This is a genomic window from Nocardia sp. CA-107356 (assembly GCF_050946365.1).
Taxonomy (GTDB): Bacteria; Actinomycetota; Actinomycetes; order Mycobacteriales; family Mycobacteriaceae; genus Nocardia.
This window is the reverse complement of sequence record NZ_CP191992.1, coordinates 24713-48514: the sequence shown is the minus strand read 5'-3', so window position 1 is coordinate 48514 and position 23802 is coordinate 24713. Positions and strand designations below refer to the sequence as shown.

Annotated in this window: 22 protein-coding genes and 1 tRNA gene; 12 read left to right on the top strand and 11 right to left on the bottom strand. The window is 65.6% G+C overall.

Annotated features, from left to right (window positions below):
- The first annotated feature begins 386 nt into the window (after positions 1 to 386).
- Positions 387 to 1127, top strand: coding sequence for an SDR family oxidoreductase (locus tag ACQP1G_RS00230; protein WP_433197158.1), 741 nt, complete (start codon positions 387 to 389; stop codon positions 1125 to 1127).
- 49 nt (positions 1128 to 1176) lie between these two features.
- On the opposite strand, the gene ACQP1G_RS00225 is transcribed toward ACQP1G_RS00230, so the two are convergent.
- The 5 genes from ACQP1G_RS00225 to ACQP1G_RS00205 form a co-directional block, all read right to left on the bottom strand.
- Positions 1177 to 2484 (bottom strand): YhgE/Pip domain-containing protein, encoded by a 1308-nt coding sequence (locus tag ACQP1G_RS00225; RefSeq protein WP_433197156.1) that lies wholly within the window; start codon positions 2482 to 2484, stop codon positions 1177 to 1179.
- Between the two features lie 295 nt (positions 2485 to 2779).
- On the bottom strand, positions 2780 to 3235 hold the full coding sequence (locus tag ACQP1G_RS00220; protein WP_433197154.1) for a DUF2871 domain-containing protein: 456 nt from the start codon (positions 3233 to 3235) through the stop codon (positions 2780 to 2782).
- Complete coding sequence (locus ACQP1G_RS00215) at positions 3232 to 4668, bottom strand: amidase family protein (protein WP_433197152.1); 1437 nt, start codon at positions 4666 to 4668, stop codon at positions 3232 to 3234. The genes ACQP1G_RS00220 and ACQP1G_RS00215 overlap by 4 nt, the downstream gene beginning before the upstream one ends.
- A 229-nt stretch (positions 4669 to 4897) precedes the next feature.
- Positions 4898 to 5377 carry a hypothetical protein gene (locus ACQP1G_RS00210; protein WP_433197150.1) on the bottom strand — a complete coding sequence of 160 codons (480 nt, stop codon included), beginning with the start codon at positions 5375 to 5377 and terminating at the stop codon, positions 4898 to 4900.
- Between the two features lie 80 nt (positions 5378 to 5457).
- Complete coding sequence (locus ACQP1G_RS00205; protein ID WP_433197149.1) at positions 5458 to 6147, bottom strand: hypothetical protein; 690 nt, start codon at positions 6145 to 6147, stop codon at positions 5458 to 5460.
- 242 nt (positions 6148 to 6389) lie between these two features.
- On the opposite strand from ACQP1G_RS00205, the gene ACQP1G_RS00200 reads away from it, so the two are divergent.
- The 3 genes from ACQP1G_RS00200 to ACQP1G_RS00190 are packed head-to-tail and all read left to right on the top strand — an operon-like array spanning position 6390 to position 9306.
- The gene (locus tag ACQP1G_RS00200; protein ID WP_433197147.1) at positions 6390 to 6950 is read left to right on the top strand and encodes a hypothetical protein; all 561 of its coding nucleotides are present in this window, start codon (positions 6390 to 6392) and stop codon (positions 6948 to 6950) included.
- Between the two features lie 11 nt (positions 6951 to 6961).
- Entirely contained in the window at positions 6962 to 8296 is a 1335-nt protein-coding gene (locus ACQP1G_RS00195; protein WP_433209465.1) for a Dyp-type peroxidase, read from the top strand.
- Entirely contained in the window at positions 8293 to 9306 is a 1014-nt protein-coding gene (locus ACQP1G_RS00190; RefSeq protein ID WP_433197145.1) for a hypothetical protein, read from the top strand. The genes ACQP1G_RS00195 and ACQP1G_RS00190 overlap by 4 nt, the downstream gene beginning before the upstream one ends.
- Before the next feature lie 113 nt (positions 9307 to 9419).
- Here ACQP1G_RS00190 and ACQP1G_RS00185 read toward each other — a convergent pair whose 3' ends face one another.
- The 3 genes from ACQP1G_RS00185 to ACQP1G_RS00175 all read right to left on the bottom strand — a co-directional run bounded on the left by ACQP1G_RS00185 (position 9420) and on the right by ACQP1G_RS00175 (position 11144).
- A complete protein-coding gene (locus ACQP1G_RS00185; RefSeq protein WP_433197143.1) occupies positions 9420 to 9860 on the bottom strand; it encodes a DUF4267 domain-containing protein in 441 nt (146 codons plus the stop codon).
- 100 nt (positions 9861 to 9960) lie between these two features.
- A complete protein-coding gene (locus tag ACQP1G_RS00180) occupies positions 9961 to 10875 on the bottom strand; it encodes a LysR family transcriptional regulator (protein ID WP_433197141.1) in 915 nt (304 codons plus the stop codon).
- Positions 10876 to 11061: 186 nt separating this feature from the next.
- Positions 11062 to 11144: transfer RNA gene (locus ACQP1G_RS00175), tRNA-Leu, on the bottom strand.
- 224 nt (positions 11145 to 11368) lie between these two features.
- Here ACQP1G_RS00175 and ACQP1G_RS00170 point away from each other — a divergent pair.
- The 8 genes from ACQP1G_RS00170 (at position 11369) to ACQP1G_RS00135 (ending at position 21878) form a co-directional block, all read left to right on the top strand.
- Complete coding sequence (locus ACQP1G_RS00170) at positions 11369 to 12787, top strand: DUF3662 and FHA domain-containing protein (RefSeq protein ID WP_433197139.1); 1419 nt, start codon at positions 11369 to 11371, stop codon at positions 12785 to 12787.
- 201 nt (positions 12788 to 12988) lie between these two features.
- Entirely contained in the window at positions 12989 to 13456 is a 468-nt protein-coding gene (locus ACQP1G_RS00165; RefSeq protein WP_014980860.1) for an FHA domain-containing protein FhaB/FipA, read from the top strand.
- Positions 13453 to 14940, top strand: coding sequence for a PP2C family protein-serine/threonine phosphatase (locus ACQP1G_RS00160; protein ID WP_433197137.1), 1488 nt, complete (start codon positions 13453 to 13455; stop codon positions 14938 to 14940). The genes ACQP1G_RS00165 and ACQP1G_RS00160 overlap by 4 nt, the downstream gene beginning before the upstream one ends.
- Positions 14940 to 16415 carry an FtsW/RodA/SpoVE family cell cycle protein gene (locus tag ACQP1G_RS00155; protein WP_433197135.1) on the top strand — a complete coding sequence of 492 codons (1476 nt, stop codon included), beginning with the start codon at positions 14940 to 14942 and terminating at the stop codon, positions 16413 to 16415. Before ACQP1G_RS00160 ends, ACQP1G_RS00155 begins: the two co-directional genes overlap by 1 nt.
- A complete protein-coding gene (locus ACQP1G_RS00150) occupies positions 16412 to 17878 on the top strand; it encodes a peptidoglycan D,D-transpeptidase FtsI family protein (RefSeq protein WP_433197133.1) in 1467 nt (488 codons plus the stop codon). The genes ACQP1G_RS00155 and ACQP1G_RS00150 overlap by 4 nt, the downstream gene beginning before the upstream one ends.
- Positions 17879 to 17915: 37 nt before the next feature.
- A complete protein-coding gene (locus ACQP1G_RS00145) occupies positions 17916 to 19439 on the top strand; it encodes a protein kinase domain-containing protein (RefSeq protein WP_433197131.1) in 1524 nt (507 codons plus the stop codon).
- The gene (pknB, locus tag ACQP1G_RS00140; RefSeq protein WP_433197130.1) at positions 19436 to 21346 is read left to right on the top strand and encodes a Stk1 family PASTA domain-containing Ser/Thr kinase; all 1911 of its coding nucleotides are present in this window, start codon (positions 19436 to 19438) and stop codon (positions 21344 to 21346) included. Before ACQP1G_RS00145 ends, pknB begins: the two co-directional genes overlap by 4 nt.
- Positions 21347 to 21458: 112 nt before the next feature.
- The gene (locus ACQP1G_RS00135) at positions 21459 to 21878 is read left to right on the top strand and encodes a CBS domain-containing protein (RefSeq protein ID WP_433197128.1); all 420 of its coding nucleotides are present in this window, start codon (positions 21459 to 21461) and stop codon (positions 21876 to 21878) included.
- Between the two features lie 25 nt (positions 21879 to 21903).
- Here ACQP1G_RS00135 and ACQP1G_RS00130 read toward each other — a convergent pair whose 3' ends face one another.
- The 3 genes from ACQP1G_RS00130 to ACQP1G_RS00120 are packed head-to-tail and all read right to left on the bottom strand — an operon-like array spanning position 21904 to position 23725.
- Positions 21904 to 22362, bottom strand: a complete 459-nt coding sequence (locus ACQP1G_RS00130; RefSeq protein ID WP_433197126.1) for a deaminase — start codon at positions 22360 to 22362, stop codon at positions 21904 to 21906.
- Positions 22363 to 22388: 26 nt separating this feature from the next.
- A complete protein-coding gene (locus tag ACQP1G_RS00125; protein ID WP_433197124.1) occupies positions 22389 to 23084 on the bottom strand; it encodes a RibD family protein in 696 nt (231 codons plus the stop codon).
- Positions 23081 to 23725, bottom strand: a complete 645-nt coding sequence (locus ACQP1G_RS00120; RefSeq protein WP_433197122.1) for an aminodeoxychorismate/anthranilate synthase component II — start codon at positions 23723 to 23725, stop codon at positions 23081 to 23083. The genes ACQP1G_RS00125 and ACQP1G_RS00120 overlap by 4 nt, the downstream gene beginning before the upstream one ends.
- Positions 23726 to 23802: the final 77 nt, after the last annotated feature.

Below are 23802 nucleotides of genomic sequence, written 5' to 3'. Positions count from 1 at the left end.
CGGTGCACCGCCCGATACTAAGGACCGCTGAATGAGGTTGTCATTCGCTTTTACGGGGGCGGGACTCGCCATCGAGTAGCGCTGTCGGCAGCGAGCCGGCGCGCGCACCTGCTGCGCGCGTTACGCCGAACGGTCCAAGCCTTTCCGAGGAGCCCGCCATGGCGCCGCGGGGCTCGAATTCATCGACCTCTGACCGATACGCTCCATCGCTGGTTTGCTGATGGGATGCTGGAAGCGCGGCAAGGTAGTCGACTACTCGTGCCACGGCGGCGGGAAAAGGGGATCGACTTCGGGCCGCCGCAGTGGACAGGACTTCCGATATCAGGGAAATCGACCCGTACGAACCTCCGGCATGCCCGGGTGGCACGCCTTGAAAGGGGAGAACCATGAAGCTCGTAGTTTTCGGCGGTACCGGACGGATCGGCTCGCAAGTGGTCCAGAAGCTGACCGCAGCCGGACATGAGGCCGTCCCCGCGGCACCGTCCACCGGTGTCGACCTGATCACGGGGAAGGGCGTGGACCAGGCGCTGGAGGGCGCCGACGTCGTGGTCAACGTGGCGAATTCGCCGACCTTCGACGAGGCGTCGGTGGACTTCTTCCGCACCTCCATGAACAACCTGCTCGCCGCGGGAGAGCGGGCCGGTGTCGGGCACCAGGTCATCCTCTCGATCATCGGCGTGGACCAAGTGCCCGAGCTGGACTATTACCGCGCCAAGACCCTGCAAGAGGACCTGCTCCGGCAGGGGCCGACGCCATACTCCATCGTGCGCGCCACCCAGTTCTTCGAGTTCATGGACGCGACCATGTCCTGGACCTCCGACGACGACACCGTCCACCTGCCCGCAACCCCGATCCAGCCGATCGCCGCCGCGGACGTCGTCGACGCGGTCGTCGAGGTCGCCACTGGCGCCCCATTGCAAGGGATCCGCAACGTCGCCGGTCCGGACGTCTTCACCCTCGATGAACTCGGCAGACTCACCCTGGCGGCAGAGCACGACAGCCGCACCGTCATCACCGACGACAAGGCTGGCATGTTCGCCGCCGTCACCGGCGATGTGCTCACCGCCGGACCGGACGCAAACCTCGCACCCACGCATTACCGGGACTGGCTCCTGCAGCCCCACTGACGTGAACGACTTCCCACTGATCAACCGCGACTGGATCCAGCAGCAGTTCTCATCGAGCTGCCGCTGGTGCGCGGTACAACTCCTTGCGGTCGTAGTAGCGGGTGACCATCGCGCCGAGGACCAGTCCGATGGCTGATCCGAGCAGGGTCATCCAGATCGCACGGCTGAGCCCGGCAGAGCCGTCGGCATTGAAGTACAGAATGGCCCGGATGCCGAGGTACACCTGGTGCATCGGTTCGAAATCGGCAAGCCGGGCAACGGATTTCGGCAGCGCCTCGACCGGGATGGTGCCTCCGGAGGAGGGCAGGCCGAGAACGATGAACAGGATGAGGTTGATCAGCAGACCAGCGGTGCCGAGCGCCGATACGATCGACAGCGCGGTCACGCCGACCGCGATGATCGCGAAGGTGCTGTAGAGGAACAAGATCAGCGGCCGGTCGATGGGCATCCCGAGCCAATGTCCGACGCCCATGAAGATGGCCGCGACCACCGGCGCGGTGCCGGTGATGATGCCCCATTTCAGCAGGAGTGTGTGTAGCCGAGAGATCGGCGTCGGCGGATAGTGCACGTACCAGGGACCGAATTCGGTGGGCGCGAAGCCGAGCGACGAATCGACCATTCCATTGATCACCATGGCGCCGGTGAAGCCGGCCAGCAGCACCATCATGGTGTAGAAGAAGGCGGTGAGCCCGCCGCCGGTGCCCGTGGGCAGTGGATGGAACGGCGTGACGACCACATCTATCGGCTTGGCCAGCATCAACCGGCTGAGGCCGACCAGCTCCGGCGCCTGCGCGCCCCCGGAGGTTTGCAGTTGGGTCTGCACGGTCTCGGTGAGCTGTTTGCCGACCGTCTGATTGGCTCGAGCCAGTGCGCTTCCCGCGACGGTCTGCACGACCTGCGGTGAGAACGACCCGGTCCGTGGATTGGTGTACACGGTGATGATCGGCTGGCTGACATCGCCGGGTACCACGCTGGCGGTCGCGAAGATCCCCAGCCGCTTGGTGAAATCGCTCGGAATGACGATCGCCCCGTACACATTCCCCGAATTCAACTGCTGCTGAGCCTCGTTGATGCCGAGCACCCGCAGTTCGATCTTGTCGCTCGGGATCTGCTGCACGAGTGCATCACTGATCTGCTTGCCAACATTGGTCGGCTTCCCGCCGATCACATCCCCGGTGTCCTGATCGACCAGGGCGATCGGAAAGTTGTGCAGATGCTTCGACGGGTCGACGACGTATGCCAGGTACATGGTTGCCAGCAGCGCCATGAGCAGCGAAACCACCACAGCGGGCGCGAGCCGTACCCGCACGCGCGAACGCCGACCGGTCGTGTGATCGCCCTGTTCCGGGTTCGTCATAACAGCACCGTAATTCCTGGGTTGTGACGCATGGGGCGATTGCTGGAGTGTGTTGGAGTCTGCGTCAGTCTTGGAAGTTCGGGCCCAGCAGCGCGATCTGGCGCCGCAGGCCGGGCTCGCGCATCAGGTCGGTGACCGAAGTAGGCACACCAGGGATCCTGAACGACCTGCGGTCACATCGGTTCGTTATCCGGGCTGGCGTCCGTGCCGGTTCGTTGATCCGCGGATTCGCGCAGACGGTGTCCGATGGTGTCGACGCCGCACGACGCGACGCCCTCCCTCGGCGTGCGACGAATCACACTGTCGCATGCGGTGCGACGTCGAGCTCGGCAGTATCGGCCATCGGCATTGCGGTGGGCAGTCGTTTGCCGACCGTGATGAACAGCAGGACCAAGCCGACGGTCAGCAGGATGTGGCCGAGGCCTGCGACCAGAGCGATCACCGCACCGCTGGAATGCCCCAGCACCGTGAGGGTGCCGTGCACGGTCATCGCGCCGACGGTGACGGCGAGGCCGATGTTGTAGATCCGGAAGAACCAGCGGAACAACGGACTTGCGGTCAGCGTGAACAGCTTTTCCAACACCAGAACGATGAGAAAAAACAACATACCGAGCGCCAGCAGGTGGGTGTGGACGACGCCGAGCTGGGTTTGACCGGTGAAGTCCTCGAACTTGGTGATCTCCCGGTAGTACAGGCCGCTGACCACCCCGAGGATCATATAGACGTGGGCGGTGTTGAGGATCGTCTTCATGCGGTCACCGGGCGATCTCCGCGCCGCGGATCGATGGGTGTCCCGATCCGGAACCCATCCTCGACGACGGCGGCCGCGGCAAGTCCGCGCCGCTCGCAGAACGGTGCGGTGATCAGCTGAACCCCAACCGGCAGACCTTCCTCCGACAGTGCCGCAGGCACGGTGACTGCGGGCAGTGCCAGGTAGTTGGCCGCGATCGTGAGCCGATGTGCCGCATACATCGCCGCAACGTGTGCGGTGCCGCCGAGGTCGTAGCCGACCGGCCACGGCAACGCCGCCGATACCGGCCCGAGCACGATCGGGTACTCGGCGAGGAACCTCGACCAGGTCGTGCGCAGGGTCAACCGCTCGGCCAGGCCATCCATATATCCCGCCAGATCCAACGGTGGGAACAGTTCGAGTGCGGCCTCGAGGAACGCATTGAGACCAGCGCTGCCGAGCCGCCGCATGGTTTCCAGGCGCTGGATCACCACCTCGGTCGACACGAGCCGACCGTAAGCCGATGCGGTCTGCGCAAGTTGCGGTGGCGCGACCTCGACAACGGGATAACCGGCACGTGCCAGCGCATCGGCGGCCGACAGCACCGCGGCACGCACCTGCGGATCGACGGTGTCACCGCCTCCATCGACTGCGACCGCGACCGCGGGCAGCGGCGCTCCCGGTGAATCGGTGAGATCGTGTGCGGGAATCCAGGCGGGATCACGGACATCCGCGTCGACCATCACGTCGAACGCGAACGACAGGTCCCGGACCGAACGGGCCAAAGGGCCTGGTGCGGCGAACATCTGGTTCGTCGGCGCGGGTGCGGGCCCGGGCAGGCTCGATGCGACCGCCACCCGTCCGGGCGTGGTGCGCAGCGAGGTGACACCACAGAAGGCGGCGGGCACTCGAAGTGAACCACCGAAATCGGTTCCCAGCCCGAGCGGGGTCATGCCGGTGGCCACGGCGACCGCGTCGCCGCCACTGGAACCGCCTGGGCTGCGGGACGCGTCCCACGGGTTGATCGTCGGACCCGCGGCATCGTTGTCGGTGTGCCACCGGGTGGCGAAGTCCGGCATATTGGTTCGGCCGATCGCAATCGCCCCCGCTCGCCGCAGGGCGGCCACCGTCGGGGCGTCCGCCGCCGGGTCGGCATTGGCGAACGCGCCGACTCCCCAGGTGGTCGGAGTGCCGACAACGTCGAGATTGTTCTTGACCGTGAACGGGACTCCATGCAGCGGCCCGATCGGCTCGGACCGGTCAGCGGCGGCAGCAGCGGCGAGCGCCTGCTCCGCGAGTACCGAGGTAAAGGCCCCGACCACCGGATCGATATCCGAAATACGCTCCAGGTGGGCCGTCACCACCTCGGTGACCGTCACCTCGCGCGCGGCGATCGCCCCCGCCAACGATCTCGCATCCTGTGTCCACAGTGCGATGTCCTGTCCGACTGTCACGGTTGTTCCTCACTACTCGGATGACGTGATGACAACCCTCTGACACCCACCCTCGGCCGATCAACGACAGATCACGCAACGTCCGATAACCCCTGGCTAATCTCGAACGGTGAACGAGTCCGGAAACGCCCGCACCGGCACACAGCGCGAACCTCGCCGAACCAGCGATGTGCAGAAGATCGGGCAATGCCGGCCACGCTGATGCGGAGTGCGGCTCGACGCATACGGCTCAGTGCGTGACCAGCGTCCGCACGATCATGAAGATGGCGGCTACACCGAAACAGCCGAGTCCGACCACCCATACCGTGAACATCTGCCGCATCGGTATCAGCTTGCCCACCCAGCCGGCGTCCAGATCCGCAATGTCCTGTTGCGCATCGAATGCCGTGCCATGTGCGCCCCAGGCTCCCACGTCGAGTTCATGCTGTTCGAAACGCTCCAGCCAGAGCGCATCCTTGCGTCCGGCGAGACGGTGGCTCGCCATGAGCATGATCGAGATGAGCGACACGATCAACGCGAGCAGTGACGAGGCGATCCGTGCGACGGGGTCGTTGCCGACTGCCATCGAGATACTGAACAAGAACGCCTGGGCCGTCAGACTGAGGGCAGGCACCTGCCAGAGCAGATTTTCGTATTGCAGATGTCGGTCCGCCACGGCCTGGTAGAGCATCCCCAAATCGGGCGAACACCGGGAAGATGACTCGTCCACAAAAGGTACTGTGGCACAGCGCACGGACCCCCGTGGAGATTTATCACTTCCGCAATGCGCCCACCGGCTGGTTGCCGAGATCAATCGCGCTGGTCACGCCCATGATCGATCAGCACGGAGCGGGCCAGGAGGAGGCCGCTGACCACGAGTACCCAGGCCGGGAATGCCAGCGTGAGCCACCTACTCGTTTCGCTGGCGATGAGCAGCGCGAAAGCCAGCAGGTAGCTGAGGACGGCGAGCCAGCGCGGCATCAGCCTGGTCTTCACCCAGATCGTCGCCAGCGAAATCATGAACACCGCGGCCATCCGCAGCGCATAGGTCTGGCTCGCCGAAACCACCACCATCTTGCCGAAGTTGATCACCTCGACGCGGGCGGCCGGGTCGGTGACGCCGCTATTGCTTGCCACCAATCCGGCGGCAACGGCGGTAGCGAGGAACATCATCGCCACGAACAGCAGCCCGCTGCCCAGGAATACCGACAAGAAGAACCGATCTTCATAGCGACCGAATCCGTCACGCACCACGCCGATGAACCAGAGGAAACTGATGCCAGCGAAAGGCATCAGCACCGTCGCGGTGATGATCGCAGTCTGCTTGTTCTGCAGCCAATAACTCGAATCTTGAATGTCGTCGGGCATGTCGATGCGAATCAAGATCAGCGTTGTACCGAGCAGAACCGCGAAGACCACTCCCGCCAGCGCGGCAGCTCGCGGCGTTGACAGCTGGCGCAGGCTCGGCGCAGGCTTGTTGCCTGGCGGCGGTGTCGACATGAGGTCATCCTGCCAAGTCCGGGTGCCGGTGGCCGGGATTTCGCACCCAGGGCCAACGGAATTTGCGGTACGCGGGTCGGCAACGAATTCGAATCGTCGAACAACCCGCGGGGACGCGCCGCGGAGTCGGCGCGCCGAGTAAGCAACCGAAAAACCATGATGATTATGCGGCGAACCTACGTCGGTGTGGACATGACGGTTTCGATGTCGGACTTACTGCGAGGGTGAAGGTGGGTGCGGACATGGCAGCGACTGACCACGACTGGAACAAACCAGCGGCAATGGCCATCCCCGAGGAGGGGTACTTCGAAGTGCAGCGGGGTCGGTACGGCCCAATATATCCACGGACCCCGGCCTGCTATGGATTCTCGATCATCGCCAAGGTGAAACCCGGTCGGGAAGAGGCCGTCCGCGCGTACGGCAAGCAGATCGAAGAGGCGGTAGCGGCCAGCCCGGATGTGCTGGCACCGCTGCGTCTGCATTACCTACGGTGGGTGTTGTTCGACGTCGGCTCCGGACTGCATTTCCAATACCAAGGCATCTTCGACACCGATTTCGACAAGTACACCGAGGACGCCGTGATGCTCTTCAGCAAAACGGGTATCACCACCGTTTTCACCAACCTCGAGGGATTCCCCGAGGACTGGAAGGAGAACCCGGAGGCGTTCGTCCGATTCGTCCGAGAACACCAATGTCCGAGCTTCCTCGAATACGGCGAATACCCCTACGTCACCGCCGATGAAATCAAAAGAGCGCTGCGGCTGAAGGCGGCGTTCTCCGATATGCTCGACCAGATGCAGTGACCACCCAGTCGATGCTCGAGCTCGACGATATTCAGCACATCCTGCTGACTCGTACCCCGGCGATGACCGGCCGGTACGAATTCCTGTCCTTCGACGACCCCACCGGAGGACGGGCCTGGTTGACCGAACTATTGGACCGGGTCCAGTCGGCCGCGGACGCGCGCGCCTCGATGGACAGCTCCCAGCGTTGGATCACCCTGGCCTTCACCTGGCGAGGGTTGCGGGCGCTCGGAGTGTCGGAGGAATCGCTCGCCACTTTTCCCGACGAGTTCCGTGAAGGCATGGCCGCCCGCGCCGACATCCTCGGCGACACCGGCGCCAACCACCCCGATCGCTGGGCGGGCGGGTTGGCCGGCGACGACCTACACGCCATCGCCATCCTGTTCGCCCGCACCGATGCCGAACACCAGCGCTGCACCGCCGAGCACCACAAGCTGGTGGCCCGCTGCCCGGGCGTACGCGTGGTGTCGTTCCTGGATCTGAACGCGACGCCACCGTTCAACTACGCCCACGACCATTTCGGGTTCCGAGACCGATTGTCCCAACCGGTCATCGAAGGATCCGGCGAAGAACCGACACCGGGCTCGGGCGCACCGCTACAACCCGGTGAGTTCATCCTCGGCTACCCCGACGAGGAGGGCCCGCCCCGCGCGCTACCCCAGCCGCAGGCGTTGTCCCGCAACGGCAGCTACATGGCCTACCGGCGGCTGCAAGAACACGTCGGTGCGTTCCGAAACTTTCTGCGCGAGCACGCCGACACCCCGGATGCGCAGGAGTTGCTCGCCGCGAAACTCATGGGCCGCTGGCGAAGCGGCGCCCCCTTGGTACTGGCCCCGGACCATGATGACCCAGCACTGGGCGCGGATCCTATGCGCAACAACGACTTCGACTACAAACAGATGGATCCGCACGGCTACGCGGTCCCGCTCGGCTCACACGCGCGGCGACTCAACCCGCGCGACACCGCGGTCAACATGAACCGCCGCAGAATGATTCGCCGCGGCGCCACCTACGGGCCCGCACTGCCCGAGGATGCGCCCGACGACGGGGCGGACCGAGGCATTGCCGCATTCATCATCTGCGCCAGCCTGGTCCGCCAGTTCGAGTTCGCTCAGAACGTCTGGATCAACGACAAGACATTCCACGAACTCGGCAATGAACACGACCCCATCTGCGGCGCCCAGGACGGAACCCTGGACTTCACCATCCCCAAGCGGCCCATCCGCACAGTGCTGGCGGGACTGCCGGCCTTCACCACACTCAAAGGCGGCGCCTACTTCTTCCTGCCCGGCATCGGTGGCCTGCGATACCTGGCCGGACTCGACAGTGGAGAGGTAACAGCATGAGCACCCTGCCGGGAGCACGCACTTACAACCAGAACCACATTCCACGCCCGCACGACGGGCGGCGGCGGATCAGCATCTATTGGACGTGGAGCTACCCATGGGAGGCCCAACGCGATCCCGCCGCAATGTACAACCGCTTCTCCACGATGACCGAAGTCCGCAATGTCCTGTGGCCGAGCTACGAGACACCCGAGTACGACGCGGCGCATTTCCTGCAAGGTATCGCCGGCACATTGGAGCTGTTCCACCGCTCGACACTGGCATTTCAGCAGCTATCCGGTGACGCGACCGGTCACCCCGTCGCGGTGTTCCAACGCATCGACCAAGCCGGCTACACCTTGCCGATCGACGAGCGGATCCTGGCCGACACCGACACGCTGATGGTGTTCGGGCTCGATCACGTCCTCGCCGAGCAGGAAGCCGCACCCGAAGAGAGCGCCGCGATCCGGGAATGGCTGCACCGTGAAGGCACCTGCCTGCTTTTGGCACCGCACCACGACGTCGGCTTCACCGACGACTACACGCAGCGACAAATCGAATACGAGCATCACGGCGACCGACTGGTGCCCCGCCAGCAGCGATTCGGCCAGTACACCCGCTCGCTGATGACGGCGCTCGAAGTGCCGGTGCACAACAAATGGGGGCTACGCCCCGCGGTCGTCGGCGGCACCGACGAGATCGCCCCGCTGACCGGGTTCCGCGATCTGGACGCGCCCGGGTTGCTCGACAACGTCACCACATTCAACTTCCACCCCCATCTACCGCACTACGAACTCACCGCGCCCGAAAGCGACTCGCTGCGCGTCCTGGCCCGCCAGCGCGTCGATCCCACGCGCCCCCACCCCTTCACCACGGCCGGAAACACCGAATTCAACACACTGATCTGGATGCCACCCACCGGCGAGCGTGCCGGTGACATCCTGCTCATCGACTCCACCAACTTCACCACCCTCTTCGGCGGCACCGACAGCCTCCAAAACCTCTGGCGCAACCTCGCCACCATGAAATGAGCCCTGACGTGGCCAGCGCTCTGCTCATCGCCGGTCGGGACACCACGCGCAACAGCTCGGACTGGCCGCACAGCCCCTGCTGGACCGTCCCGACCAGCCCTAGGCGCTGAAGTTCACCGATGCTCGCCCCGCAGCAGCAGCGCCCCTGTGGAAGCCACCAACGCGGCCGTGAGGCCGTGCACGCCGATCGCGGTGGCGGTGGAGCCGCGGCGGATCAGGATGGTCAGCATGTCACCCGTCGGGATGAGGGCGATGGTCACCATGGCGACCCCGAGGGCGCGGCGCTGCCTCGCAGCCAGCAGCGCGAACAGGATCAGCCCGGTGACGGTATCGCGGACACCTTTGACGTTCATGAATCCGACGGCCGCACCGCGCGGCCAGTCGGGTAGGCCGAAGTTCGGGGCCATGGACTCGGGCGCGACCAGATAGCCGCCCCCGATCCCCAGAATGAACGCGGCCCCGAGCACCGCGCCCGCGGTGCCGAGGCGTTCGGTGATGGTTCGGGCAGTCCGCCGTGACGGGTCAGCGGTTTCGGCGTGATCGAGAACGAACAACGAATCTCTCCTGCATCGAGGTGGAACAGACGCCATATCGGCAGTTCCAGCCTCCGATCCGACCGGCCGCTCGATCAACGACTGATCCGATAAGAGCCCATTACTCCACGGTTATCGCGCCGAGGTCCGGCCGCGGATCGTCGCCGGTGTCGGCTACCGCCTGGGATAAGGCCCGGATCAGCGGACTTTCGGCGGCAGTGCGCCACACCAGCGCCCACCGGCACGTCGGCGCGTCGCGAATCGGAACGAATACCAAGCCCGGCCACGGGTAGTAGCGCTGGACCTCTGCGGCGACGGCGGCCACGCCCCGTCCGGCGGACACCATATTGAGAAGCTCGTGCCAGGTAGAGACCGCGGGTCCGCGCGCGATCGGTCTACCGGTCGGTGTGTGGAAAGGGTTGAGCGCTTCCTCCATATAGGGCGGAATCGACCGGCCCGCCACTATGACGCACTCGCCCAGGTCTTCCAGACAGATCGACTCACGCGCGGCATACAAGTGACCGGCACCGACCATCAACATCAGTGGCGAGGTGTGGGTGACCGGCCCGACCGTGAGGTCGGGCTCACGCACCGGCAGCCACACCAGCGCGACGTCGACCTCACCGGACCGCAGCAGTTCCAGTGGCGCCGGCGGCTGGATCTCACGATGGTTCACTTCGGCCGCCACATGCCGGGCTCGAAACAGCTCGATGGCCTCGACCAGCACCGAGGGATGTGGCCCCATACTGCCCAGCGTCAGCACACCCGCCGTCCCGCGCGCTACGGCGGACACGCTCTCGACACCGTCCATGATCTGCCGGTACCCGGCGCGGAACTCCCGATGCAGCTGTTCGCCCAGCGGCGTGAGCCGCACCACTCGCGTCGAGCGGTCGAACAGCAGCCCACCGATACGGCGCTCCTGCTTCTTGATCGACTGGCTGACCCGGGCTTGGGTGATGTGCAGGCGTTCGGCGGTGCGGCGGAAATGCAGCTCCTCGGCCAATGTCAAGAAGATCTCGATGTCCCGCAGCTCCACACCGCACCCCAACACGCCAATTGCCGATTCCAAGAAGGATCAACTATAGGAAGCCGACCGTTGCACAACATCGGCCATGTAGTCCCACAACATCGGTCATGGCGCCTTGTGCCGCAAGACCTCTGACGACGAAAGCCGCGTTCAGAGGGGCACCCTCTGATACGCGGCTTTTGTGTACTACCTCTGTGGGCGAAGGGGGACTTGAACCCCCACGTCCCGAAGGACACTGGCACCTGAAGCCAGCGCGTCTGCCATTCCGCCACTCGCCCGAGCGACTCGCAGACAGTATCACGAGGGTCAGCGAGACACGAAATCGCCTGTGGGCGGCGCTACGGCGCTGGCCAGACAGTCACGGGAACCCGCTGGGCTTTCCAGGAGTTACAGGTGTGGACGATCGTGGATATCATGCAATGAACGTGGTCGATACGCGACACGCCATATAGGTGTGTCGTTGTTATGAATCAGCACAGACGCTCGCCGAAGGGAGGCCGAGATGGGCATCGTTTCTCGATTCGAGCGTCGCCTGCAAGGCGCCGTCGGTGATGTGTTCGCCAGAGCTTTCGGGGGCAGTGTCGTACCCCAGGAGGTCGAGGCGGCGCTCAAGCAGGAAGCCGCCGACAACATCCAGGATCTGGGTGGCGGACATCTGTTGGCGCCCAACAGCTATGTGATCACCATCAACACCTCTGATCACCAACAACTCGCCGCCGACCACGACCTCACTACCCGCGCATTCGCCAAGCACCTACAGGACTACATCCGCGAACAAGGCTGGCAGACCTACGGCGAAGTACACGTGGCATTCGAGGCATCACCTACGCTGCACACCGGACAGTTCAGGACGAGCGGTCGGGTCGATCCCGACATCGGCCGCAGAGCCAACCCGGCTCGCAGCCCCGAACCCCCGCCACAACGACCTGCAAACCCGCAACCAGGAGCTGGCCCCATGACGCAGAACTCAGGCTACGACCCAAGCCGTGAGCCCGCGGAGTCCGATCCACGCAACCGCGGGTACGCACCGCCGCCGGCGGGGCGGCCCGGGCCGCCGAACGGTGCGTACCGCGACGACTACGGCCGGGGCGGCGCGCCCTATGGCGGTGGCTCCGACTACCAGGCGCCGGACTCGCAGCAGGGTTACGGCGACTACCAGAACGGCTACGACTACCAACAGGGTGGCCAGGGCTACGGTCAGCAGGGCTATCAGGAGCCCGGCTACGCCGGCGGCCAGCAGGCCTACGGCGAGCAGGGCGGCTACGGCCAGCAGCAGGGTGGCTACGCCGAACAGGACTACGGCCAGCAGGGCTACCAGGAGCCGGGCTACGGACAGCAGGGCTACGCCGAACAAGGCTATGGGCAGCAGGGCTACGCACAGCCCGGCTACGGCGAACAGGGCTACGCCGACCAGGGTGGTTACGGCCAGCAGCCGGGATACGGACAGCAGGGTTACGCGCAGTCCGGCTACGGCGAACAGGGGTATGCGGAACCGGGTTACGGCGAGCCGGGCTACGCCGCGCCGGACGAGCAGGGCGGCTACGGCCAGGCCTACTCGCAACAGCCCGGCTACGGTGCACAGGGAGGCGGCTATGCGGCCCCCGCGTATGGCGGTGGCGCACAAGCCGGTTCGGGCTACTCCGCGACCCTGCAACTCGACGACGGCAGCGGCCGCACCTACCAGCTCCGCGAGGGCAGCAACATCATCGGCCGCGGCCAGGACGCGCACTTCCGGCTGCCGGATACCGGAGTTTCGCGCCGCCACATCGAGGTTCGCTGGGACGGGCAGACCGCGATGCTCTCGGATCTCGGTTCGACCAACGGGACTCTCGTCAACGGCTCCCCCGTCCAGGATTGGCAGCTCGCCGACGGTGACGTGATCCGCGCCGGGCATTCCGAGATCCTGATCCGTATCGTCTGATCCCGTAAGCTCGCGGTGCAGGTCACGACATGGCGTACAGGGATTCTGCGGCCGTATCGTGATCGAACTCGACCCACGGCCCTATGATGCTGCCAACACACGCGCGTCGCCAGGACCGGGGCTCGCGAAACCAGCAAGCCGGTGGGGGCGAACTCGCACCTACGGCACCGACGTACACGGTCGAACAGGAGGTGGAGCGCCGTGCAGGGACTGATCCTGCAACTGACCCGTGCGGGGTTCCTGCTGCTGTTGTGGTTATTCGTGTGGGCGGTGCTGCGCACCCTGCGCAGCGACATCTACGCGGCATCCGGCATCCGGATCCAGCCCAGGGCCGCTCGCGGTTCCGCGGTGCTGCCGTCTTTCAGCCGAGGCCAGAAGGGCGCCAAATTTCTTGTGGTGACTCAAGGTTCACTCGCCGGCACTCGCATTTCGCTAGGCACCCAACCGGTGCTTATCGGACGTGCGGACGACTCAACGCTGGTACTCACCGATGATTACGCCTCTACTAGACATGCGCGACTCTCACCGCGCGGTGACGACTGGTACGTCGAAGACCTCGGCTCGACGAACGGCACCTACCTCGACCGTGCGAAAGTCACCACCGCAGTCCGAGTTCCACTCGGCACCCCTGTCCGTGTCGGCAAAACAGTGATCGAGCTGCGATCGTGACACTTGTTCTCCGCTACGCAGCGCGCAGCGACCGCGGTCTTGTCCGAGGCAACAACGAGGACTCCGTCTACGCGGGCGCACGGCTGCTCGCGCTAGCCGACGGTATGGGCGGCCACGCGGCCGGTGAGGTCGCCTCGCAGTTGATGATCGCCGCGCTGGCGCATCTCGACGACGACGAGCCCGGTGACGATCTGCTCGGCAAGCTCAACGCGGCCACCCATGAGGGCAATGCCGCCATCGCCGACCATGTCGAGGAAGAGCCCGAACTCGACGGTATGGGCACCACGCTCACCGCAATCCTGTTCGCGGGCAAGAAGCTCGGCCTGGTCCACATCGGCGACTCCCGTGCGTATCTGCTGCGCGGCGGCGAGCTGGCCCAGATCACCCGCGACGACACCTTCGTCCAGTCGCTGGTCGACGAGGGCCGGATCACCCCTGAGCAGGCGCATACCCATCCGCAGCGTTCGCTGATCATGCGCGCGCTCACCGGCAACGAGATCGAGCCGACGCTGATCATGCGCGAGGCCCGTGCGGGCGATCGCTATCTGCTGTGCTCCGATGGGCTCTCCGATGTGGTCAGCGATGAGACCATCGCCAACACCATGCGCGAAGGCAGCACCGACGAATGTGCCGACCGGCTCATCGAACTCGCGCTGCGCAGCGGCGGTCCGGACAACGTCACCGTGGTCGTCGCCGATGTCATCGATCTGGACTATGGGCAGAGCCATCCGATCGTGGCGGGTGCGGCCTCGGGTCAGGTCGAGGACAACCCGCCGCCGAATACGGCCGCCGGTCGCGCCGCCGCGATGCGCCCGCCGCGGGCGGAGCCGCGCCGCGCCGCCGCAACACCCGAACTGCCCCCGCAGAGTAGATCCCATAGGCTGCGCTGGATTCTGCTCGCGGCCGCCTTGGTGGTGGCCGCGGCTGTCGGATTGCTGGTCGGCTACAAGATGATTCGCAGCAACTACTACGTCGGGGCGGATAGCGGCCAGGTCGTCATCCTGCGCGGGCTCCCGGGTTCGATACTCGGATATTCGATCCACGAGGTCGAATCGGTCGGCTGTGTCGACGCCAGCAACAAGCTCATCCTTGGGCAGGCCGGTGCGGATCTGCCGCCGAAGTGCAAGGCGCTCAAGGTTTCCGATCTCAAGCAGACCGGGCGCGACCAGGTCGACAAGGGACTGCCACCGGGTTCGCTGGACGAGGCCCGCAAGCAGATGCAGACCCTGGCGCAGAAGGAACTGCTGCCCGTCTGCCCGCCCAAGGAGGCGGTGCCGCAGCCCGGCGTCGTTCCGCCCGCCGAACCGCCCGCGTCGCCCGGCGCGCCCGCGCCGACGACCGTCGCCCCGACCAGTGAGAACCGGCAGCCGCCCGCACCAGAGCAGCCGGGTGAGACCAAGAGCCCCGACGCCAAGACCCCGACGGCGACGGCGTCGTCGTCGAATCCCCAGACGGCGGGGGAGCCTTGCCGGGTGACGGACTGATGTCCGCTCCGGCACCGCCGTCCGCTGGGGCCTTTCCCAGTCCCCCTGGCGGATTCGCGCCCGCGCCGCCACCGTCGACCAGACGCAACGCCGAACTCATATTGCTCGCCGGTGCGACGGGGATCGTCACGATCTCGCTGTTCCTGGTGGAGGCCAGCCAGGAACAATCGGTCACCTGGGAGATCGCCAAATACGGTCTCGCCTATCTCGCGCTTTTCGCCGTGGCACATCTGGCGGTGCGGCGCTTCGCCCCGTTCGCCGATCCGCTACTGCTGCCGATTGCCGCGCTGCTCAACGGACTCGGCTTGGTGCTGATCCATCGGCTCGATCTCGCCGATGCACAGACGGCCGTGTACAACTCGTGGCCGATCCCCTCCCCCGATGCCAATCAACAGATCCTGTGGACCGGTCTGGGGATGATCATCTTCATCGGGATCCTGGTCGTGCTGAGCGATTACCGCACGCTGGCGCGCTACAGCTACACCCTGGGCCTCGTCGGCCTTGTCGCACTGGCGATTCCGGCACTGCTGCCCGGCGCGTATTCGGAGACCAACGGCTCCAAGATCTGGATCCGGCTGCCCGGATTGAGTGTGCAGCCGGGTGAATTCGCGAAGATCCTGCTGATCATCTTCTTCGCCTCGGTGCTGGTCGCCAAGCGCGATCTGTTCACTGCGGCGGGTCGGCATTTCCTCGGCATGGAGTTCCCGCGCGCCCGCGACCTCGGGCCGATCCTGGTGGTCTGGATCGTCTGTATCGGTGTGCTGGTCTTCGAAAAGGACCTCGGCACATCGCTGTTGATCTTCAGCACCGTGCTGGTGATGCTCTACATCGCGACCGAGCGGGTCGGCTGGCTCATCATCGGCGGCGCGCTGCTCACCATCGGATTCTTCTTCGCCTACCAGGCCTTCAGCCATGTGCGGGTGCGCACGCAGACCTGGCTGCACCCATTCGCCGACTACAACAACACCGGCTACCAGATCTCGCAGTCGCTGTTCGGCCTGGCCACCGGTGGACTCGCGGGCACCGGCCTCGGTAGCGGGCGACCCTCGCAGGTCCCCTTCGCCAAGACCGACTTCATCATCACCACCATCGGCGAGGAACTCGGTCTGTTCGGGCTCGCCGCAGTGCTGCTGCTGTTCCTGGTTTTCGTGGTGCGCGGACTGCGGACCGCACTGGCCGTGCGTGACAGCTTCGGCAAGCTGCTGGCCGCCGGATTGTCCTTCACCATCGCGATCCAGCTGTTCGTGGTGGTCGGCGGTGTCACCAAACTGATTCCGCTGACCGGCCTCACCACCCCGTTCATGTCCTACGGTGGTTCGTCGCTGCTGGCCAACTACGCACTGCTGGCCCTGCTGATCAAGGTGTCGGACGCGGCTCGTGCCCCGGCGCCGGTGCGCAAGAAGGATCCGGTGGCCCCGATCGCGGACGCGGCGACCGAACTCCTGCGCAAACCGGAAGCGAGGCCGCAGGAATGAACACACCGCTACGGCGGGTCGCGGTCGCGGTGATGCTCATGATCGTCGCGCTGCTGATCAACGCCACCTACGTACAAGTGATCAAGGCCGACGACTATCGCAACGATCCGCGCAACTCCCGCGTGCTGCTCGACGAATACGCGCGCCAGCGCGGACAGATCTCCGCGGGCGGCACCGTACTGGCCAGTTCGGTCGCTACCGACGACCGCTACAAGTACCTGCGCACCTATCCCACAGATCCGCAGGCATACGCGCCGGTCTCCGGCTTCTACTCGATGCAGTACGGCAGCACGGGTTTGGAGCGCGCCGAGGATACCGTGCTGAACGGCTCGGACAACGCGCTGTTCGGACGCCGCCTGATCGATATGATCTCCGGTCGTGATCCCCGCGGCGGCAATGTGCTCACCACGCTGGATCCGATGATGCAGCAGGTCGCCTACGAGCAGTTGACCGCCAAGGGCTATACCGGTTCGGTCGTGGCGATCGAGCCGAGTACCGGCAAGATTCTCACCATGGTCTCCACCCCCAGCTACGATCCCAACCTGTTGTCCGGGCACGATGGCGCCCAGGGCACCAAGTCTTGGGAAGAGCTGAGTGCGGACCAGCGCCAACCCATGTTGAATCGTGCTGTGTCGCAGACCTATCCGCCGGGCTCCACCTTCAAGGTGGTCGTCACCGCCGCCGCGTTGGCCAACGGCACCGCAACCCCGGATGACCAATTCACCGCCGCGCCCAACATCACACTGCCGGGCACCACCACCACTTTGGAGAATTACAACGGCTCCACCTGCGGGAGCGGCCCCACTGCGACACTCACCGAGGCGTTCCGCAGATCCTGCAATACTGCCTTCGTCGAACTCGGCCTCAAGGTCGGTGCGTCGAATCTCAAGGATGAGGCGGCCGCATTCGGCATCGGCGCCCACCGCGGCATCCCGATTCCGGTGGCCGAGAGCACCGTCGGCACAATTCCGGATACCGCAGCACTGGCCCAGAGCAGCATCGGCCAGCGCGACGTCGCGCTCACCCCGCTGGACAACGCGGTCATTGCCGCGACCGTCGCGAACGGCGGCGTCCGCATGGAGCCATACCTGGTCGATCAGCTGCAAGGGCCCGATCTGAGCGAGCTCTCGAAGAACAAACCCGTCTCAGTCGGACAAGCCGTCAGCGCCCAGGTAGCGTCAACGCTGACCAACCTGATGATCGCGTCGGAGGACAACACCGTCGGACACGGCCAAACCCGGTACCAAATTGCCTCGAAGACCGGAACCGCCGAGCACGGCAGCAATCCGCGCAATACGCCACCGCATGCCTGGTACATCGCCTTTGCCCCCGCACAGACCCCCAAGATCGCCATCGCAGTGATCGTGGAGAACGGTGGCGACCGAGCGCTGGCCGCTACCGGTGGCTCGGTGGCCGCGCCGATTGCCCGCGCGGTGCTTGACGCCGGTTTGCGAGGGCGCTGAGAGATATGAACGTGCGAGTGGATATACGGGGGCCGGGATGCTGAACAACGGCGCGATGATTGCCGACCGATATCGCCTGCAACGGCTGATCGCCACGGGCGGTATGGGCCAGGTCTGGGAGGCGCTCGACACCCGGCTGGACCGCCGGGTGGCGGTGAAGGTGCTCAAGTCGGAGTTCTCCGCCGACCCTACGTTCCGGCACCGGTTCCGTAGCGAGGCCAAGACCACTGCCCAGCTGAATCACCCCGGCATCGCCGGTATCTACGACTACGGCGAGACCCTCGACCCGAGCGGTGGCGAGACCGCCTATCTGGTCATGGAACTGGTGCAGGGCGAACCGCTCAATACGGTGCTGAACCGGCTCGGCCGACTCTCGGTGGTCCAAGGTCTGGACATGCTGGAGCAGACCGGCCGCGCACTGGAGGTCGCACACGCCGCTGGCGTCGTGCACCGTGACGTGAAGCCGGGCAACATTCTGGTCACGCCGACCGGTCAGGTGAAGATCACCGACTTCGGCATCGCCAAGGCGGTCGATGCCTCTCCGGTGACCAAGACCGGCATGGTGATGGGCACCGCCCAGTACATCGCGCCGGAGCAGGCGGTCGGTGAGGACGCGACCTCGGCGAGCGATGTTTACGCACTGGGTGTGGTCGGGTATGAGGCGCTGGCCGGGCAGCGACCGTTCACCGGTGACGGGGCGATCACCGTCGCGATGAAACATGTGCGCGAGGCCCCGCCGCCGATGCCGTCCGATCTGCCGCCCAATGTGCGCGAGCTCATCGAGATCACCATGACCAAGGACCCGACTCGTCGCTACGCGCGCGGCGGCGAATTCGCCGACGCCGTGGCCGCGGTGCGCGCCGGACGCCGTCCCCCGCCGCCGGGCGGTACCGCCGGACCGATGACCGCGGGCGCGACCCGAGTGTTGCCGCCCGGCCCGACGGTGATCCTGCCGTCGCACGACTACGATGGCCCGACGGTCCGGTACAACACCCCGGCCACCCCGATGGGTACGGCGGGCGCAGCGCCGACCGGGCAAACGCCCGTCGGCGCGCCCAAGACCGTGATGAGTTCCGGCAGCACGCGCGCCAACCCGCTGCCCGAGCCGGATAAGTCGAGGTTCACCACGGGCCAGAAGGTGGGCGCGGCCGTCGCCGTCGGTGCGGTGCTGCTCGTCGGTCTCGTGCTCTGGCTGCTCTTCGGTGGCGATACCAATCCGGATACCGTGCGTCCGCCCACCACCTCGAAGGTCGCGCCGGCACCGGTCACTACGCCACCGCCGACGACAACCGAGCCGCCGACGACCATCGTCACCACCACCAGACCGGTCCCACCGCCACCGCCGACGACGACGGAACCGCCAACGACGACAACACAGCCGCCGACGACGACACCGAGCACCACGGCGCCGACGACGACGAAATCGTCGAAAACAACGAGTCCGTCTACGACCACCAGAGGCTCGTGGTTCCCTACGCTCGACTTACCATTTCCGGATAGTCCCGGTGCTCGAGGACCCTCGGCCACCCCCGGCGCTGCTACTCCGCAAGGACAACCATGACGACCCCGAAGAATCTCTCCTCCCGCTACGAGCTGGGTGAGATCATCGGGTTCGGCGGTATGTCCGAAGTCCACAAGGCGCGCGATCTACGGCTGAGCCGGGATGTGGCGATCAAGGTGCTGCGCGCCGACCTCGCCCGCGATCCGACGTTCTACCTGCGCTTCAAGCGCGAGGCGCAGAACGCCGCCGCGCTGAACCATCCGGCCATCGTCGCGGTCTACGACACCGGTGAGGCGGAGGTGGACGGCGGCCCGCTGCCGTACATCGTGATGGAGTACGTCGACGGTGACACGCTGCGTGACATCGTGCGCGGTAAGGGTCCGATGCCGCCGCGCCGGGCCATGGAGGTCGTCGCCGACGTCTGCGCCGCACTGGATTTCAGCCATAAGGCCGGGATCGTGCACCGCGATATGAAGCCGGCCAACATCATGATCAACCGGGCCGGTGCGGTGAAGGTGATGGACTTCGGCATCGCGCGGGCGCTCGCCGACAGCTCCAACCCGATGACCCAGACCGCGGCCGTTATCGGCACCGCGCAATATCTTTCGCCGGAGCAGGCGCGCGGTGAGACCGTCGACGCCCGCTCGGATGTCTATTCCGTCGGCTGTGTGCTGTTCGAAATCCTCACCGGCGAGCCGCCTTTTACTGGTGACTCACCGATTGCCGTTGCTTACCAGCACGTCCGGGAAGATCCGCGGCTGCCCTCGCATGTCCACGACGGGGTGCCGCGCGAGTTGGACTCCGTCGTGCTCAAGGCGATGAGCAAGAATCCGGCCAACCGGTACCAGTCCGCCGCCGAGATGCGCGCCGATCTGATCCGGGTGCTCGGCGGGCAGAAGCCGAGCGCGCCGATGGTGATGACCGACGAGGACCGCACCACCATCCTCGGCGCGAACGAACCGCCGCCGCGCAGCTTCCGCACCGTCGAACGCAATGACAATGACGACACCGCCGAGCAGGAACCCGCCGAACCGGGGAATCCGCGCCGCAGCCTCTACATCGCACTCGGCTCCGCCGCCGCGGTCATCGTGGCCTTCGCCTTGTTCTGGGTATTGATCGGGCCGGGTGCGAGACCGGATCAGATTGCCGTGCCCGACCTTTCGAACAAAACGGCGCAGCAGGCCCAGGACTCGTTGCAGAAGCTCGGCTTCACGGTGGCCATGCAGCAGAACCCGAATAACAAGGTCGCCACCGGCAATGTCATCTCCACCCAACCACTGGGTGGTTCCCGGGTCGACAAGGGCAGCACTATCACTGTGCAGGTCTCCGCCGGTCCGGCGCAGGTGCAGATTCCTCGGCTGGAGGGCCTGACGGTGGACCAGGCCGAGCAGCAGTTGAACGCCAGTGGTTTGCGGATGGATCCGACCGTGCAGCGCAAATCGTCGAGTGCGCAGGAAACCGACAAGGTGATCGGCACCGAGCCGTCGGCGGGCTCCAGGGTCGATGTCGACCGGGCCATCGTCGTAGTCGTCGGCTCCGGTCCGGAGCAGATCCGGGTGCCGAATGTGGTCGGGCAGGACATCAGTGTCGCGCAGCCGAATCTGGTGGAAAGCGCCGGATTCAAGATCGCCATCCAGGAGGTGGCGTCCTCGAAGCCCAAGGGCGAGGTGCTCTCGACCAACCCCACCGGCGGCTCCACCGCAGATAAGGGTTCGACGGTCACTGTGCAGGTCTCCAGCGGTGACATCGTCATGCCGAGCGTGATCGGCCTGACCGCGGCGCAGGCGCTGGAAAAGCTGCGGCAGGCGGGATGGACCGGCACTCCGGCCCAGATCAGCCAATCCGCTCAGGGCACGTTCGATGCGAACAGCGTCGGCCGGATCGTCAGCCAACAGCCCGCTGCGGGGTCAGCGATCGCGAAGACCGGAACGGTCTCCATCACCACATACGTCCTGGGCCCGCCGTGATATCGGCACCCAGGTCAAACGCCTGAATACGCGGAGACGCGGACCACACGGTCTGATCGGCGCGAGAATGGGGCTGCTCATCCCAACCCACCGTGGAACAGGAGGCAGCCCCATGACCATAGCCAGGGACATCATGAAGCCCGGTGCGCAGTGGATTTCCAAGGACGAGACCATTGGGAAGGCCGCACGTCTGATGGCCGAACTCGGCGTCGGCGCGCTGGTCATCGCCGATGAGAACGAACGGATGTGCGGGATCATCACCGACCGTGACATCGTGGTCAAATGCATCGCCCAGGGTCGGTCCGCGGCCACCACCCGGGCCGAGGAGTTCTGCGCAGCGACCCCACGGTGGGTCGCCGCCGATGCGGATGTCAACCAGGTGCTGGATGCGATGGAGAGTCACCGGATCAAGCGGATGCCGGTGATCGATGACAAGCGGCTGGTCGGGATGATCAGCGAGGCCGACCTCGCGCGTCATCTCGACGACAACCAGCTCAGCGAGTTCGTCACCGCGATCTACGGCAGGCCCTAGCGCCTGTCGAAGAATCCAGCAGCGGTCACGAAAGATCCAGGTGGCGATTCATCGACATCGCCTCCACCGCCAACCCCGGCAGTTCGACCACCTCGACGCCGCGCTGCCGCAGCTTCTCCACGCCGACGCAATTGGTCACGAAGGTCGTGGGTTCGCGCCAGGCGATGACGACTCGTGCAATCCCGGCCCGCAGGATCCGGTCAGTGCACGGCAGCCGCGTCGCGGTGGCGCGCTGTGAACACGGTTCCAGGGTGGAATAGATCGTCGCGTCGGCCAGCCGAGGATCGTCCGCATCGAGTTTGTTCAGCGCGGACTCCTCGGCGTGGACCTTCTGGTCGGTCTCCCGCGAGTAGCCCGTCGAAATCTCGACGCCGTCGGCCACGATGACCGCACCGACCGAGAAGGCGGTCGAACTGGTCGGGCACAGCCGCGCCAGTTCGATTGCCCGGCGCATGAATTGGATATCGGTCCGGTCAGCCGACATCGATAGACCTCCGCGGTTGGGGACACTCAGCGGTCATGCGCGGCATCGCTGGACTGTCGAGGCAGGTAGCGCAGCAGCGCGATATCACCGATCCGGGTGACATCGACCAGGTGCATTCTGCGGGTCGGATAGGCGGCCGGGCCGAGGAAGCGGGGCGCCGCGGCGTGCCCGACGACGATCGGTGCGACCGCCATCTGCAATTCGTCGGCCAGGTCCGCCGAGAGGAATTCCGTGTGGATGCGCGTGCCGCCCTCGACCATCAGCCGGGCGATGCCACGGCGACCGAGATCGTCGAGCAACGCACCGAGCTCGACTTCGGCACCGAGCGCCGCCACCTCCGCGAGACCGGCCAGCCGATCGCGGAGCTTCGTCGCACCGGCGTCGGTGGTGTAGACGAGTTTGTCGCCGCCGTGATGCCAGAACCGCAGTTCGGGATCCAGATCACCGCGCGCGCTCACCGCGATCTTCAGTGGGTACTCCGGCTTACCCGCCGCGATGCGCGCAGCCCGCCGCTGCGCGCTGTCGACCAGCAATCGGGGATTGTCGCGGCGGAGCGTCTCCGCGCCGATCAAGATCGCGTCGGAGTCCGCGCGCACCTGATCCACTCGATCGAAATCCGCCGCATTCGACAGCTTCAGGCGCTGCGGACTCGCGTCGTCGATATATCCATCGACGCTGACCGCGACGGACAGCAGGACATAGGGTCGGATCCCTTGCGTCACTGGGTCACCAGTGACGCGACCTCCGCCTCCAGCATCGCCACCAAACTCTCGGACGGACGCTCGCCGCACACCTCGAGCCAGTTCGCCAACATCCGATGCCCGCCCTGCGTCAGCACCGATTCGGGATGGAACTGCACACCGTGGATCGGCAGCGTACGGTGCCGCATGGCCATGACGATTCCGGTTTCGGTCCGGCCGAGCACCTCGATATCCGCGGGCAGGGTGTCCTCGAGGACGGTGAGCGAGTGGTATCGGGTCGCGGTGAACGGGTCCGGCAGACCGGCCAGCACACCCACGCCCAGATGGAACACCGAACTGGTCTTGCCGTGCAGCAGTTCCGGAGCGCGCGTGACGGTGCCGCCGAACGCCTCGCCGATGGCCTGATGACCGAGGCATACCCCGAGCAGCGGAATTCGGTGCCGGGCGCAGGCGTGCACCAGGTCGATGCTCGCGCCCGCCCGATCCGGGGTGCCCGGCCCGGGGCTGATCAAAATGCCGTCGTATTCGGCGACCACGGCATCCAGGTCGGCCAGCTTCGGGTCGTCATTGCGCCAGACCACGGCCTCGGCACCCAACTGGCCGAGGTACTGCACCAGGTTGAACACGAAGCTGTCGTAGTTGTCGACGACCAGTACACGCATGCTGTCGAGATTACGTGGCGACCCGGCACACCGTCGCATCCATTACCAGTTGGGATAGCCTAGAGGCAGACCGGAGG